Origin of the sequence: Rathayibacter sp. AY1F8 (assembly GCF_002932165.1) — a bacterium.
Classification (GTDB): Bacteria; Actinomycetota; Actinomycetes; order Actinomycetales; family Microbacteriaceae; genus Rathayibacter.
Map to the genome: position 1 here is coordinate 93465 of NZ_PSVB01000003.1, position 14103 is coordinate 107567.

A 14103-nucleotide genomic window follows, 5' to 3' on the forward strand; every position below is an offset into this window, starting at 1 on the left:
ATTCGATCGGGGGGAGTAAAGCGCGGGCGGCGAATTTGTCCAGGCGATGCCGAAATGTGATCTTCGGGACGTCGACCCCCGCCGTTGCTAGGGGAGAACGCTCTCACCGCTCGGCTCCCGCCCGGCTCGCGCCCCTCCGCCGGGCGCCCGCCGCCGTCCGCGTGAGGGAAACGCGAGGACTCCGGGCCGGGCCGTAGGGGAACCGTGAGGACCGCTCCGAGGGGCCCCCGCGAGGTGTTGCATCGCTTCCTGTGCCGCTTCCCGGCAGGCGTCCGGTCCCGGGCGTCGTCCGCTCCCCGGATGGAGTCCTCCGTGCTCGACCTCGCCTACCTCCTCGGCGTGCTCGCCCTCTTCTCGCTCATCGCTCTCGCCGCGAAGGGGGTCGAGCGGCTGGGCGGACCGCCCCCCTCGGCGACCCGCGGGACCCGCGAGAAGGAGGCGGGCCGGTGATCGTCTTCGACGCCCTGGCGGCCGTGCTGGCGCTCGCCGCCGTCGTCTACCTCGTCGCGGCCCTGATCCGACCGGAGCGCTTCTGATGGATCCGCTCCTCGCCGTCCTCCAGGTCGCGACCGTCGGCCTGGCCGTCGCCCTCCTCCACCGCCCCCTCGGCGACCACATGTTCCGCGTCTACACCTCGACGCGCGACCTCGCCCTCGAGCGCGGCGTCTACCGCCTCATCGGCGTCGACTCCGCGGGCGAGCAGAGCTGGCGCGCCTACCTCCGGGCCGTGCTGGCCTTCTCGCTCGTCGGCGTGCTCCTGCTCTACGGGATGCAGCGCCTCCAGGCGGTCCTGCCCGGCTCCCTCGGCCTGCCCGCGGTGCCGGAGGGGCTGGCGTTCAACACCGCCGTCTCGTTCGTCACCAACACCAACTGGCAGTCCTACTCCCCGGAGGCGACCCTCGGCTTCGCGGTGCAGCTCGGCGGCCTCGCCGTGCAGAACTTCGTCTCGGCGGCCGTGGGCCTGGCCGTGGCGGTGGCGCTGATCCGCGGATTCGCGCGCCGCTCCTCCGGAACGCTCGGCAACTTCTGGGTCGACCTCGTGCGCGGCACGCTGCGCCTCCTGCTGCCCCTCGCGGTGGTGGCGGCGGTCGTGATGATCGCGGGCGGCGTGATCCAGAACCTGAACGGCCCGCTGACGGTGACCACGCTCACCGGCGGCGAGCAGAGCATCCCGGGCGGCGCGGTGGCCTCGCAGGAGGCGATCAAGCTGCTCGGCACCAACGGCGGCGGCTACTTCAACGCCAACTCCGCGCATCCGTTCGAGAACCCCTCGGCGTGGGTGTCGCTGCTGCAGATCGTGCTGATCCTCGCGATCCCGTTCTCGCTGCCGCGCACCTTCGGCCGGATGGTCGGCGACGTGCGGCAGGGCCGCGCGATCCTCGCGGCGATGGCGACGATCTTCGTCGTGTCGCTCGCGGCCCTCACCGCGCTGGAGGCGGCGGGCGGCGGATCCGCGGCGCAGGCCGCCGGAGCCGCGATGGAGGGCAAGGAGACGCGCTTCGGCATCGCCGGCTCCGCCCTCTACGCGACCGCCTCGACGCTCACCTCGACCGGCGCCGTCAACGCGATGCACGACTCCTTCACCGCGCTCGGCGGCATGCTGCCGATGCTCAACATGATGCTCGGCGAGGTCGCCCCCGGCGGCGTCGGCTCGGGCCTCTACGGGATGCTCGTGCTCGCGGTGCTGGCCGTGTTCGTCGGCGGGCTGCTGGTCGGCCGGACGCCCGAGTACCTGGGCAAGAAGCTCGGCCCGCGCGAGATCAAGCTCGCGAGCCTCTACATCCTCGTGACGCCGACGCTCGTGCTGGCCGGCACGGCCCTGAGCTTCGCGATCCCGGCGGTGCGGGAGGACGTGGAGAGCACGTCGATCCTGAACCCCGGGCTGCACGGGCTCTCGGAGGTGCTCTACGCCTTCACCTCCGCGTCCAACAACAACGGCTCGGCGTTCGCGGGGCTGACGGCGAACACGCCCTGGCTCAACACGGCGCTCGGCGTCGCGATGCTCCTCGGCCGCTTCCTCCCGATCCTGCTGGTGCTCGCCCTGGCCGGCTCGCTCGCGGCGCAGTCGCCGGTGCCCTCCAGCGCCGGCACGCTGCCCACCCACCGGCCGCAGTTCGTCGGCCTCCTCGTGGGCGTCACGGTCGTCGTGACCGCGCTCACCTACTTCCCCGTACTCGCGCTGGGCCCCCTGGCGGAAGGACTGCGACTCCGATGACCACTGCACTCACCGAGGCCCCCGCGGAAGCCGCGCGCCCCACCCTCGCCGCCCTCGGGCCGCGCCAGCTCGCCTCCGCCCTCCCCGGAGCGCTGCGCAAGCTCGATCCGCGCCTGATGTGGCGCAACCCCGTGATGTTCATCGTCGAGGTCGGCGCCGCGCTGACCACGGTGCTGGCGATCGCCGAGCCGTTCCTCGGCGGGCCGGAGGAGTCGGGCGGATCGACGGTGCCCGGCACCTTCACGGCCGGCATCGCGATCTGGCTCTGGCTCACCGTGGTGTTCGCGAACCTCGCGGAGTCGGTGGCCGAGGGCCGCGGCAAGGCGCAGGCCGAGAGCCTGCGCGCCACCCGCACCAGCACTCCGGCCCGGCGCGTGACGGACTACGACCCCGCGGACCCCTCCGCCCTGTCGGCCCGCCTGGTCGAGGTCTCCTCGGCCGAGCTGCAGCTGGGCGACGTGGTCGTGGCGGAGGCGGGCGACCTCGTCCCCGGCGACGGCGACATCGTCTGGGGCATCGCCTCCATCGACGAGTCGGCGATCACGGGCGAGTCGGCGCCGGTCGTCCGCGAGAGCGGGGGCGACCGCAGCGCGGTGACGGGCGGCACGCGAGTGCTCTCGGACCGGATCGTGGTGCGCATCACCTCGCGGCCGGGCGAGACCTTCGTCGACCGGATGATCGGCCTGGTCGAGGGCGCGTCGCGGCAGAAGACGCCGAACGAGATCGCGCTCGACATCCTCCTGGCGAGCCTCTCGATCGTGTTCGTCGTGGTCGTGCTGACCCTGAACCCGATCGCCTCGTTCGCGGGAGCCTCCGTGAGCGTCCCGGTGCTGGTCGCCCTGCTCGTCTGCCTCATCCCGACCACCATCGGCGCCCTCCTCTCGGCCATCGGCATCGCCGGCATGGACCGGCTCGTGCAGCGCAACGTGCTCGCGATGTCCGGCCGGGCGGTGGAGGCGGCGGGCGACGTCACGACGCTCCTGCTCGATAAGACGGGGACGATCACCTACGGCAACCGCCGCGCGGTGGCGTTCCTCCCCCTCGACGGAGTGGCGCAGGCCGCCCTCGTCGACGCGGCCGCCTCCTCCTCGCTCAGCGACCCGACACCCGAGGGGAAGTCGATCGTCGACCTCGCGGGCGACTCGGGCCGTCCCGCCGTCGAGCCCGCTCAGGCCGCCGTGGTGCCGTTCACCGCGCAGACCCGGATGAGCGGGCTCGACCTCCCCGACGGCTCCTCCATCCGCAAGGGCGCCGGCTCGGCCGTGCGCGCCTGGGTGGAGGAGGAGGGGCCGCTGCCTTCCGCGGTCGCGGCGCGCCTCACGGTGCTCGTCGACGGCGTCTCGGAGAGCGGCGGCACGCCCCTGGTCGTCGCGGTGAAGGACGCCCACGGCGCCCGCCTGCTCGGCGTCGTGCACCTGAAGGACGTGGTGAAGGACGGGCTCGCCGAGCGCTTCTCGGAGCTGCGCGCGATGGGCATCCGCACCGTGATGATCACGGGCGACAACCCGCTGACCGCGAAGGCGATCGCGGCGGAGGCGGGAGTCGACGACTACCTCGCCGAGGCGACCCCCGAGGACAAGCTCGCCCTGATCCGGCGCGAGCAGGAGGGCGGCGCGCTGGTCGCGATGACCGGCGACGGCACCAACGACGCCCCGGCCCTCGCGCAGGCCGACGTGGGCGTGGCGATGAACACCGGCACCTCGGCGGCGAAGGAGGCGGGCAACATGGTCGACCTCGACTCCGACCCCACCAAGCTCATCGACATCGTGCGGATCGGCAAGCAGCTGCTGATCACCCGCGGCGCGCTCACCACGTTCTCGATCGCGAACGACGTGGCGAAGTACTTCGCGATCATCCCGGCGATGTTCGCGGGGGTCTTCCCCGGGCTCGCGGTGCTGAACGTGATGCAGCTGCACTCGCCGGCCTCGGCGATCCTCTCGGCGATCGTGTTCAACGCGCTGGTGATCGTCGTGCTGATCCCGCTCGCGCTGCGCGGAGTGGCGTACCGCCCGGTCGCCGCCTCGCGCATCCTCAGCCGCAACCTCCTGGTCTACGGGTTGGGCGGAGTGATCGCTCCGTTCCTCGGGATCAAGCTCGTCGACCTGATCGTCGCCGCGATCCCCGGCTTCTGACCCGCCCGTCCCGACCACCGAAGACAGAGAGAAGAGACCATGTTCCGTCCCTACGGTGTCGCGCTGCGCGCGATGATCGTGCTCACCGTGCTGCTGGGAGCGGCGTACCCGCTCGCGGTGCTCGGGATCGGGCAGCTCGCCCTGCCCGCCCAGGCGAACGGCTCGCTGCTGCGCCAGGACGGCGCGGTGATCGGCTCGTCGCTGATCGGCCAGTCGTTCACGGACGCCGACGGAGCGCCCCTGCCGGAGTGGTTCCAGTCGCGTCCCTCCGCCGCGGGCTACGACGCCGCGGCCTCGACCGGCAGCAACCTCGGCCCCGAGAACGCCGACCTGGTCGCGTCCGTCGAGGAGCGCCGGGCCGCGATCGCGGCCTTCGAGGGCGTCGACCCGGCCGCGGTTCCGGCCGATGCGCTGACCGCCTCCGCCTCGGGGCTCGACCCCGCGATCAGCCCCGCCTACGCGCAGCTGCAGGCGCCCCGCGTCGCCGCCGCCCGCGGGCTCGACGTGAGCGCCGTGCGCGCGCTGGTCGACGAGCACACCGCGGGCCGCGAGCTCGGGTACCTCGGCGAGCCGACGGTGGACGTGCTCGAGCTCAACGCCGCTCTCGCGCGGCTGTGACCGCTCCGGTGGCGCCTCCGGCTCGTAGAATCGCGATCGGCTCGTCGGGACCGTCCGATCGAGCGGATCGACGCCGGACCCGCGAGCCCGGGACACCCCGGAGCCGCGAGCACGAGGGGAGGCCGGGAGCATGACGAAGGGCCGCCTGCGCGTGCTCCTCGGAGCCGCGCCCGGAGTGGGCAAGACCTACACGATGCTCGAGGAGGGCCGCCGGCTCGCCGCCGAGGGCCGCGACGTCGTGGTGGCCGTGGTCGAGACGCACGGCCGCACTGCCACCGCCGCGATGGTCGAGGGGCTGGAGGTCGTGCCGAGGAGGGCCGTCGAGCACCGCGGCGTGCTGCTCGACGAGATGGACCTCGACGCGGTGCTCGCCCGCCGGCCCGACGTCGCGCTGGTCGACGAGCTCGCGCACACCAACGCCCCCGGCTCCCGGCACGAGAAGCGCTGGGAGGACGTCAGGACGCTCCTCGACGCCGGCATCACCGTCTTCTCGACCGTGAACATCCAGCACATCGACTCGCTCAACGACGTCGTGCACGCGATCACCGGAGCGCCGCAGCGCGAGACGATCCCGGACGCGGTCCTCCGCGCCGCCGACCAGATCGAGGTCGTCGACCTGGCGCCCCAGGCGCTGCGCGACCGCCTCGCCGACGGCCGCGTCTACCCGCCCGAGCGCATCGACGCGGCGCTGTCCAATTACTTCCGGCTCGGCAACCTGACCGCCCTGCGCGAGCTCGCGCTGCTCTGGCTCGCCGACGAGGTCGACAGCGCGCTCCGCGACTACCGCGTCGAGCACGGCATCGACAGCACCTGGGAGGCGCGCGAGCGCGTGGTCGTGACCCTCACCGGCGGGCCGGAGGGGGAGACCCTGCTGCGGCGCGGCGCGCGGATCGCGGCCCGCGCCTCCGGGGGCGACCTGCTCGCCGTGCACGTGGTGACCCCCGACGGCCTCCGCACTCCCCGGCCGCACGTGCTCGAGGCGCAGCGGGTGCTGGTCGAGAAGCTCGGCGGCAGCTACCACCAGGTGGTCGGCGAGGACGTGCCGCGGACGCTGGTCGAGTTCGCCCGCTCGGTGAACGCGACGCAGCTGGTGATCGGCGTGAGCAGGCGGAGCCGTTTCGCCTCGGCGCTGACGCCCGGCACCGCGTCGACGGTGATCCGCGAGTCCGGCAACATCGACGTGCACATCGTCAGCCACTCCGCCGCCGGGCGCACCGCGGTGCTGCCGAGGCTCGACGGGGCCCTGACTCTGCGGCGCCGCCTCCTGGGACTGGCCCTCGCCCTCGTGGGCGGCCCGCTGGTGACCTGGCTGCTCTCGAGCCTCCGCAGCGACGAGTCGATCACGAGCGACGTGCTCTCGTACCAGCTGCTGGTGGTGGTGGTCGCGCTGGTCGGCGGGCTCTGGCCGGCCCTCTTCGCGGCCGTGCTCTCGGGGCTGACCCTCGACTTCTTCTTCGTCGATCCGCTCTACACGATCACCGTCGACGAGCCTCTGCACGCGCTGGCGCTGGTGCTCTACGTGCTCAACGCGGCGCTCGTCAGCGCCGTGGTCGACCGCGCGGCCAGACGGGCGCGGGCCGCCAAGCGCTCGGGGGCGGAGTCGGAGCTGCTGGCGACGATCGCCGGTGGCGTGATCCGCGGGCAGGGGGCGCTGCAGGCGATCCTCGAGCGCTCGCGCGAGGCGTTCGGGCTGACCGGCGTGCGGCTGCTGCGCGGCGGCGAGCTCGTCGCGGCCGACGGCGAGCCGCAGCCGGAGGGCGATCCCGCGCGCATCGCGGTGGGCGAGGGCGCGGTGCTCGAGCTGCACGGCCGCGAGCTGGAGGGGAGCGAGCGGCGACTGCTCCAGGTCGTCGCCGCCCAGCTGGACTCGGTGCTCGAGAACGCGGCTCTCAGCGAGACGGCCAGCTCCCTCGCTCCGCTGGCCGAGACCGACCGGGTGCGCAGCGCCCTGCTCTCGGCCGTCAGCCACGACCTGCGCCGGCCCCTCGCCGCGGCCACCGCGGCGGTCAGCGGTCTGCGCTCGCCCGAGGTGGTCTGGAGCGAGCGCGACCGGGAGGAGCTGCTCGCCACCGCCGACGAGAGCCTCACCGTGCTCGCCGCGCTGGTCACCGACCTGCTCGACGTGACGCGGCTGGAGGCGGGGGCGCTCGCCGTGGCGCTCGCTCCGCTCGACGCTGCCGACGTGGTGCTTCCCGCGCTCGACGAGCTCGGTCTCGGTCCCGGCGAGGTCGACCTCGACCTCGATCCGGAGGGCCCGGCGCTGCTCGCCGACGCGGTTCTGCTGCAGCGCGTCGTGGTCAACCTGCTCGCGAACGCCGTCCGCTACGCGCCGTCCGGCACCCGGGTGCGCGTGGCCGCCAGCGCCTTCGGCGGGAGCGCGCAGCTGCGGATCGTCGACCACGGCCCCGGGGTGCCCGAGGAGCGGCGCGCCGAGATCTTCGTGCCGTTCCAGCGGCTCGGCGACGACGATAACCTCACGGGCCTGGGCCTCGGCCTCGCGCTCTCGAAGGGGTTCACGGAGGGGATGGGCGGCACGCTCGAGACGGAGGACACTCCGGGGGGCGGGCTGACGATGGTGGTGACGCTGCCGCTGGCGCCGGAGACTGCTGGCGCTGCTCCTGCGGCTCACGTCGCTCCTGCCGCCCCGCACGACGGCGGGTCGGGCACCGCTCCGCACGAGGACTCCGGAGGAGCCGCATGAAGATCCTGATCGCCGACGACGACCCGCAGATCCTGCGCGCCCTGCGCATCACGCTCACCGCCCGCGGATACGACGTGGTGACGGCCGGCGACGGCACCGAGGCGATCAACCGCGCGGTGGACGAGCATCCGGACCTCTACATGATCGACCTCGGCATGCCCCGGCTCGACGGGGTCGAGGTCATCCACGGACTGCGCGGCTGGACGAGCGCGCCGATCCTGGTGGTGTCGGGGCGGACGGGCGCGGCCGACAAGGTGGGCGCGCTCGACGCCGGCGCGGACGACTACGTGACCAAGCCGTTCTCGATGGACGAGGTGCTCGCGCGCATCCGGGCCCTCTCGCGGCGGGTGCAGCCGGCCGACGGCGAGCCGCTGGTCGTGATCGGCGAGGTGACCGTGGACCTGGTGGCCAAGAGCGCGACGCGGGACGGCGTCTCCGTGCGGCTCACCCCGACGGAGTGGCAGGTGCTCGAGATCCTCATCCGCAACGCGGGCAAGCTGGTCACCCGTCGCTCGCTGCTGGCCGAGATCTGGGGCCCCGCGCACGTCACCGACACCGGCTACCTGCGCCTCTACCTCGCGCAGCTGCGCAAGAAGCTCGAGCCCGACCCCGCGCATCCGCGGCACCTGCTGACCGAGGCGGGAATGGGCTACCGCTTCGTGCCCTGACCGGCCTGTGCTCGGCGGGGGAACCCCGGGCCGTCGAGGGGGCCCGCTGGCCGTGGCTCCCTCGACGGGCCGGGATCGCCTCGGCGGAGGGGGGCAGGTCACCAGTCGTGGACGGTGCCGTCGGCGAGTCGGTTGAAGGGCAGGTACGCGCGCACGTAGGGGTACTTCCCGGCGGCGTCGACGTCGAGCTCCACGCCCAGACCGGGGGCGTCGCCCGGGTGCAGCCGTCCCTCGCTCCAGGTGAACGACTGCTGGAAGACGCTGTCGGTCCGCTCGCCGTGCTTCATGTACTCCTGGATCCCGAAGTTGTGGATCGCCAGGCCCAGGTGCATCGCGGCCGCCATTCCCACCGGGGAGACGTCGGTGGGTCCGTGCATCCCGGACTTGATCTGGTACTGCGCGGCGTGGTCGAGGATCCTCCGGAGGTGGGAGACGCCTCCGGTGTGCGTGACCGCGCTGCGGATGTAGTCGATCAGCTGCTCGCGGATCAGGAGCTGGTAGTCCCAGACGGTGTTGAAGACCTCGCCGATCGCCAGGGGTGTGGTGGTGTGCTGCCGGACGAGGCGGAGGGCCTCCTGGTTCTCGGCGGGCGTGCAGTCCTCGAGCCAGAAGAGGTCGTACGGCTCGAGGGACTTGCCGAGGGCCGCGGCCTGGATCGGTGTCATCCGGTGGTGGCCGTCGTGGAGGAGGGGGAGCCCCGGCCCGAACTCGTTGCGGACGGCCTCGAAGACGCGGGGGACGTGGCGCAGGTAGGCGCGGGTGTCCCAGTCTTCCTCGGTCGGCAGGCCGCCGCGCTGCGCCGGTTCGTGGTCGTAGCGCACACCGGCGTTGCCCTCGAGGACGGCGTTGGAGGCGATGCCGTAGATCGAGGTCAGCCCCGGCACCGCGGTCTGCACGCGGATCGCGCGGTACCCCTCCTCCTGGTGCTCGCGGATGCTGTCGAACAGCTCCGCGTCCGTCCGCCCGGACGCGTGGCCGTAGGCGAGCAGGCCGGTACGGGACGCGCCTCCGAGCAGCTGGTAGAGCGGCATGCCGGCGGCCTTGCCCTTGATGTCCCAGAGGGCGGTGTCGACCGCCGCGATCGCCGCCATCGTGACCGGCCCGCGGCGCCAGTAGGACGACCGGTAGAGGAACTGCCAGGTGTCCTCGATGCGCGAGGCGTCGCGACCGAGGAGCAGCGGCACGACGTGGTCGGCGAGATAGGAGACCACGGCGAGCTCGCGGCCGTTGAGGGTCGCGTCGCCGAGGCCGGTCAGCCCGTCGTCGGTCGTGAGCTTGAGGGTGACGAAGTTGCGGTCGGGACTGGTGACGACGACCTCGGCCTTGTCGATCTTCATGGGATGCCTTTCGTGGTGGGGGATCGGGTCAGGGGTTCCGGCCGGGAGCGCGGTCCATCGAGAACGCGGCGGTCGAGAGGCCGGGCGCCACGGGCGCGGCCTGCCCCGTGCTCTCGCGGCGCTCGGCGATCTCGGCGACGATCTGCGCGTGCCGGCGGTCGGTCAGCGGGTAGAACGCCATGATCAGCACCGCGAGCAGGGCGGCGACGGCCGGGATGAGGCCGGCGGCGGCGCGGATGCCCCACTCGGCGTGCTCGCTCTGCTCCGCGGCCCCGGCCACGTAGCCGCCCCAGGCCAGCGCGTACGCGGCGAGGGCGCCTCCGACCGCCTGGCCGGTCTTGCGGGTGAAGGAGAACAGGGCGTAGATCGTGCCCTCGGAGCGGATGCCGGTCTTCCACTCCCCGTACTCGACGGTGTCCGCCTCGATCGCCCAGACGAGCATGTTGACGAGCTGGATGCCGACGTAGGCGAGGACCAGTCCGCCGAAGCCGACCGCCACCGCGTCGCCCGGGGCGAGGAAGACGACCGTTCCGCCGCTGATCAGGACCCCGACTCCGGCCATGTAGGCGTTGCGCTTGCCGAACCGCCGCACGATCGTCGGGACGAGGGCGGCCAGGCCGAAGGTCAGGGCGAGCTGGATCAGCGACATCGCGGCGTAGAGCTGGACCGATCCGAGCACGTCGCGCAGGTAGTAGAGCTGCACGGTCTGGAGCGCGAGCGTCCCGGTGAGGAACAGGAACGAGCTGAGGCAGAGGAAGAGCAGCGGCCGGTTGGAGCGGAGGGTCGTCATGCTCTGACGGAACGTGACGTGCGCGACGTCGCGCTGGACGCGCTCCTTCGCGGTCAGGATCGTGAAGAGGTAGAGCGCGGAGCCGACGACGACGAAGCTCAGCGTGACGATCGAGAAGAGCGACTGCAGATCGGCGCCGGGGACGACCAGCGGGGCCATGAAGGTGCCGAGCCCGGCCCCCACGATCGCGCCGCCGATGGCGCGGGCGCTGGCGAGCTTCGCGCGCTCGGTGCCGATCTGCGTCATCGCTCCGGCGAGCGAGCCGTAGGGGATGTTGACGAGGCTGTAGGCGAGGCCGAGCGCGGCATAGCTCAGGTAGGCGTAGAGCAGGGTTCCGCTCTCGCCGATCTGCGGGACGGAGAAGGTCGCGGCCGAGAGCAGCAGGAGCGGGACCGACCCGAACATCAGGAAGGGCCGGAACTTGCCGAAGCGCCTGCTGTAGGTGCGGTCCACGACCCGGCCGGCGAAGACGTCGGCGAACGCGTCGAAGATCCGCACGACGAGCAGCAGCGTGCCCGCCGCGGCCGCGGAGATCCCGGCGACGTCGGTGTAGTAGACGAGCAGGAACATCGTGGCGGTGGTGAAGGCGAGGTTGTTCGCCGTGTCGCCGGCGCCGTAGCCCACGATGCTCAGCTTGGAGAGCTTCTCAGCGGCGGGCGCTCCGGGCGCGGTGGTGCGGGGGGTCATGCGGGCTCCTTTACCCGGGCGCGGACCCGTCGGGGATCCGCGCCGCATCGAGACGGTGCGAAGGTGGCAATCGGTTGCCGACGGTGCCGGAAGGCACCGCGCGGAGAGGCGGGGTGGAGGTCTAGGCCGCCTGAGCGGCGACCGCGGCGACGAGGGCCGGGTCGTCGACGAGGCGCGGGTCGACGAGCCGCAGCAGCGCCTCGAGGGGCCGGGCGGAGCCGAGGGCGCGGTCGAGGGCGGGGCGCTGCGCGTCGGGCAGGCGGTCGCCCTGGAGCAGCAGTGCGATCCAGTCGGCGACGGCACGGAGGGAGGCGGCTCCGCCGTGTCCGCCCGCGCGCTCGGCGAGGAGCACGGGCACGATCCGGATGCGGAGCTTGGCGGTCGCGTCGGCGCCGATCTGCTCGAGCCGGTGCTCGATCCGGGGGTTGCCGAAGCGCTCGAGGAGGGCGGCGCAGTAGGCGTCCGCGTCGAGACCGGCGGGGAGGCCGGCCGCCGCCTCCGCCCAGAACGCCTCGACGGCGCTCCGGCAGGCGGGGTCGGCGATCGCCTCCGCGACGGTGGCGAGGCCCCGCCGGCGGCCGGTGGCGGCGAGGAGCGTGTGCGCGCCGTTGAGGAGTCGCAGCTTGCGCCGCTCGAAGGGCTCGATGTCGTCCACGAAGCGGGCTCCGACGCGCTCCCAGGCGGGTCGGCCGGCGGGGAACCCGCCGCAGAGGACCCAGTCGCGGAACGGCTCGGTCACGACGGACGCGGCGTCGCTGATGCCGGTGAGCTCGGCCGCCGCCTCCCGGTCCGCCGCCGTGGCGGCCGGGGTGATCCGGTCGACGGAGGTCGACACGAACGAGACGGTGCGGTCGATCCAGTCGGCGAGCGACGGGTCGAGCCGCTCGGCGAGCAGGAGCAGTCCACGGCGCACGAGAGGGCCGTTGCCGGAGAGGTTGTCGCAGGGGACGACGGCGAGCGGGCCGGAGCCCGCGTCGCGCCGGGCGGTGAGGCCGAGGAGGAGGCGGCCGAGCGCGGTCGTCGGCGCTCCTCCCGATCGGAGGGCGGCGAGGTCGCTCCGGACGGCGGGGTCGTCCAGGTCGGGGCCGCCGTCCGCGGCGAGACGGTACCCGGCCTCCGTGATCGTCAGCGTGACGATCGCCGTCCCTGGAGCCGCGACGAGCTCGACGAGACGCGCGACGTCCGCGCCGTCGACCGCCTCGACGATGCTGCCCACGACCGTCGCCGAGTCGCCCTCCGGTCCGCGCTCGATCAGCGTGAACAGGCCGTCCTGCGCGGCGAGCTCCTCGGCCGCGCGGGGGCTCCGGCCGGTGAATGCGGCGATGCCCCACTCGTGGTCGTCGTCGACGGCGTGCGTGTACCAGGCCTGATGCGCTCGGTGGAAGGCGCCGAGGCCGAGGTGGACGATGCGGACGGGAGCCGCCGGCAGGCCCGCGGACGCGCGATCGAAACCGCCTCCTCCGCCGTGCCCGCTCACAGCTTGAAGACCTTCCGCGGCTGGGCGTCGACGAGGTCCAGGATGACGGCGCTCGCCGTCTCGGAGTCGATCCGCCCCTCGGCGACCAGGCGCGCGAGGAACGCGGCGTCCAGCCTCCGAGCCATGTCGTGACGGGCCGGGATGGAGAGGAACGCGCGGGTGTCGTCGATGAAGCCGGAGCTCCGCGAGAAGCCGGCGGTCTCCGTCACGGCGGCGCGGAAGCGCAGCACCGCGTCGGGCGCGTCGAGGAACCACCACGGCGCTCCGAGGAACACCGACGGGTAGTAGCCGGCGAGGGGAGCGAGCTCGCGCGAGTGGGTGCTCTCGTCGATCCCGAAGAGGACGAGGTGGAAGCCCGGTGCGTTGCCGAGCTCCTGCAGCAGCGGGCGGAGAGGCTCGGCGAACCGGGTCGCGACGGGGATGTCGTGGCCGGTGTCGGGACCGAAGCGCTCGAAGGTCGGCCGATCGTGGTTGCGCAGCACGCCGGCGTGGACGGTCATCACCAGGCCGTCGTCGACGCTCATGCGGGCGGACTGCAGCAGCAGGTGGGCGGCGAGGACGCGGCTGCCCTCGGCGTCGATCGTGCCGGCGCGGGCGCGGGCGAAGAGGGACTGCGCCTCGGCGGGGTCGAGGTCGACGGTCAGCGGCTCCAGCACTCCGTGGTCGGCGGAGACGGCGCCGTGGTCGAGGAAGTGCCGGCGCCGGGCGCGGAGGGCCTCGAGGAATCCGGGGAAGCTGGACTCCTTCGTTCCGGTGGCGGCGGCCAGGGCGGCGACGCGCTCGGGCCAGCCGGGGGCGGAGGGATCGAGGTAGGCGTCGGGGCGGAAGGTCGGCAGCACGCGGCCCGGGAACGCCGGATCCTCCGCCAGAGCCCGGTGGACGGCCAGGTCGTCCAGCGGATCGTCGGTCGTCGCCAGCACCTCGATCCCGAACCGCTCGAAGAGCGCGCGCGGGCGGAAGGCGGCGGACGACAGCCGGGCCCCGATCGCCGCGAAGAGGGCGTCGGCGCTGGAGGCGTCGGGCTGCTCGGTGATGCCGAACTGCTCGGCGAGGATCGACTGGAGCCAGTAGCCCGAGGCGGTTCCCGCGAAGATCCGCCAGTGCGCGCAGAACGTGCGCCACACCTCCTCCGGGCCGGCGAGGCGCTCGCCTCCGGGGATGCCGAGATCGCCGAGGTCGATCCCGGCGGAGTGGAGCAGCCGGGTGACGTAGTGATCGTGCCGGAGGAAGAGCTCGGATGCGTCGGCGAAGGGGCGGTCCTCGAGCAGGAGGCGCGGATCCACGTGCCCGTGCGGGGAGAGGATCGGCAGGTCGGCGACGCTCGCGTGGAGATCGCGGGCGATCGCCCGGGTCGTCGGGTCGATCGGCAGGAGTCGGTCGGGATCGTTCAGCAGCTTCGTCGGCACGGGGCCATCCAAGTATGGGTGCCGAGGAGTGTCAACCGATTGCCAGAGGTGTCGCACCGGATGGCGCGCCGG

The 14103-nt window shown here is 73.2% G+C and carries 11 protein-coding genes; 7 read left to right on the plus strand and 4 right to left on the minus strand.

All coding sequences use genetic code 11. The features are described from left to right. Positions 1-300: 300 nt before the first annotated feature. From C5C35_RS16885 to C5C35_RS03715, 7 genes are all read left to right on the plus strand, one after another. Entirely contained in the window at positions 301-450 is a 150-nt protein-coding gene (locus C5C35_RS16885) for a hypothetical protein (protein ID WP_167299012.1), read from the plus strand. Next, positions 447-536, plus strand: coding sequence for a K(+)-transporting ATPase subunit F (gene kdpF / locus C5C35_RS03690; protein ID WP_068209492.1), 90 nt, complete (start codon positions 447-449; stop codon positions 534-536). Before C5C35_RS16885 ends, kdpF begins: the two co-directional genes overlap by 4 nt. Further along, the gene (gene kdpA, locus C5C35_RS03695) at positions 536-2215 is read left to right on the plus strand and encodes a potassium-transporting ATPase subunit KdpA (protein ID WP_104222651.1); all 1680 of its coding nucleotides are present in this window, start codon (positions 536-538) and stop codon (positions 2213-2215) included. Before kdpF ends, kdpA begins: the two co-directional genes overlap by 1 nt. Further along, positions 2212-4347 (plus strand): potassium-transporting ATPase subunit KdpB, encoded by a 2136-nt coding sequence (kdpB, locus tag C5C35_RS03700; RefSeq protein ID WP_104262585.1) that lies wholly within the window; start codon positions 2212-2214, stop codon positions 4345-4347. Before kdpA ends, kdpB begins: the two co-directional genes overlap by 4 nt. 39 nt (positions 4348-4386) lie before the next feature. After that, the gene (gene kdpC, locus C5C35_RS03705; RefSeq protein ID WP_104222649.1) at positions 4387-4965 is read left to right on the plus strand and encodes a K(+)-transporting ATPase subunit C; all 579 of its coding nucleotides are present in this window, start codon (positions 4387-4389) and stop codon (positions 4963-4965) included. A gap of 130 nt (positions 4966-5095) precedes the next feature. After that, the gene (locus C5C35_RS03710; RefSeq protein ID WP_104262586.1) at positions 5096-7666 is read left to right on the plus strand and encodes an ATP-binding protein; all 2571 of its coding nucleotides are present in this window, start codon (positions 5096-5098) and stop codon (positions 7664-7666) included. Then, a complete protein-coding gene (locus tag C5C35_RS03715) occupies positions 7663-8334 on the plus strand; it encodes a response regulator (protein WP_104222647.1) in 672 nt (223 codons plus the stop codon). The genes C5C35_RS03710 and C5C35_RS03715 overlap by 4 nt, the downstream gene beginning before the upstream one ends. Before the next feature lie 98 nt (positions 8335-8432). Here the strand turns inward: C5C35_RS03715 and manD are convergent, their stop codons facing one another. From manD to uxaC, 4 genes are all read right to left on the minus strand, one after another. Next, positions 8433-9671 (minus strand): D-mannonate dehydratase ManD, encoded by a 1239-nt coding sequence (gene manD, locus C5C35_RS03720; protein ID WP_104262587.1) that lies wholly within the window; start codon positions 9669-9671, stop codon positions 8433-8435. Positions 9672-9699: 28 nt separating this feature from the next. Next, complete coding sequence (gene uidB, locus C5C35_RS03725) at positions 9700-11148, minus strand: glucuronide transporter (RefSeq protein WP_104262588.1); 1449 nt, start codon at positions 11146-11148, stop codon at positions 9700-9702. 121 nt (positions 11149-11269) lie between these two features. Continuing rightward, positions 11270-12625 carry a mannitol dehydrogenase family protein gene (locus tag C5C35_RS03730; protein WP_258066384.1) on the minus strand — a complete coding sequence of 452 codons (1356 nt, stop codon included), beginning with the start codon at positions 12623-12625 and terminating at the stop codon, positions 11270-11272. Beyond that, the gene (uxaC, locus tag C5C35_RS03735) at positions 12622-14031 is read right to left on the minus strand and encodes a glucuronate isomerase (protein ID WP_104262589.1); all 1410 of its coding nucleotides are present in this window, start codon (positions 14029-14031) and stop codon (positions 12622-12624) included. The genes C5C35_RS03730 and uxaC overlap by 4 nt, the downstream gene beginning before the upstream one ends. Between the last annotated feature and the right edge of the window lie 72 nt (positions 14032-14103).

What these genes read in the sequence shown, in the direction of transcription:
- C5C35_RS16885 (WP_167299012.1), top strand. Translation starts at nt 301, where the DNA reads ATGGAGTCCTCCGTGCTCGACCTCGCCTACCTCCTCGGCGTGCTCGCC.
- kdpA (WP_104222651.1), top strand. Translation starts at nt 536, where the DNA reads ATGGATCCGCTCCTCGCCGTCCTCCAGGTCGCGACCGTCGGCCTGGCC.
- kdpB (WP_104262585.1), top strand. Translation starts at nt 2,212, where the DNA reads ATGACCACTGCACTCACCGAGGCCCCCGCGGAAGCCGCGCGCCCCACC.
- kdpC (WP_104222649.1), top strand. Translation starts at nt 4,387, where the DNA reads ATGTTCCGTCCCTACGGTGTCGCGCTGCGCGCGATGATCGTGCTCACC.
- C5C35_RS03710 (WP_104262586.1), top strand. Translation starts at nt 5,096, where the DNA reads ATGACGAAGGGCCGCCTGCGCGTGCTCCTCGGAGCCGCGCCCGGAGTG.
- C5C35_RS03715 (WP_104222647.1), top strand. Translation starts at nt 7,663, where the DNA reads ATGAAGATCCTGATCGCCGACGACGACCCGCAGATCCTGCGCGCCCTG.
- manD (WP_104262587.1), bottom strand. Translation starts at nt 9,671, where the DNA reads ATGAAGATCGACAAGGCCGAGGTCGTCGTCACCAGTCCCGACCGCAAC.
- uidB (WP_104262588.1), bottom strand. Translation starts at nt 11,148, where the DNA reads ATGACCCCCCGCACCACCGCGCCCGGAGCGCCCGCCGCTGAGAAGCTC.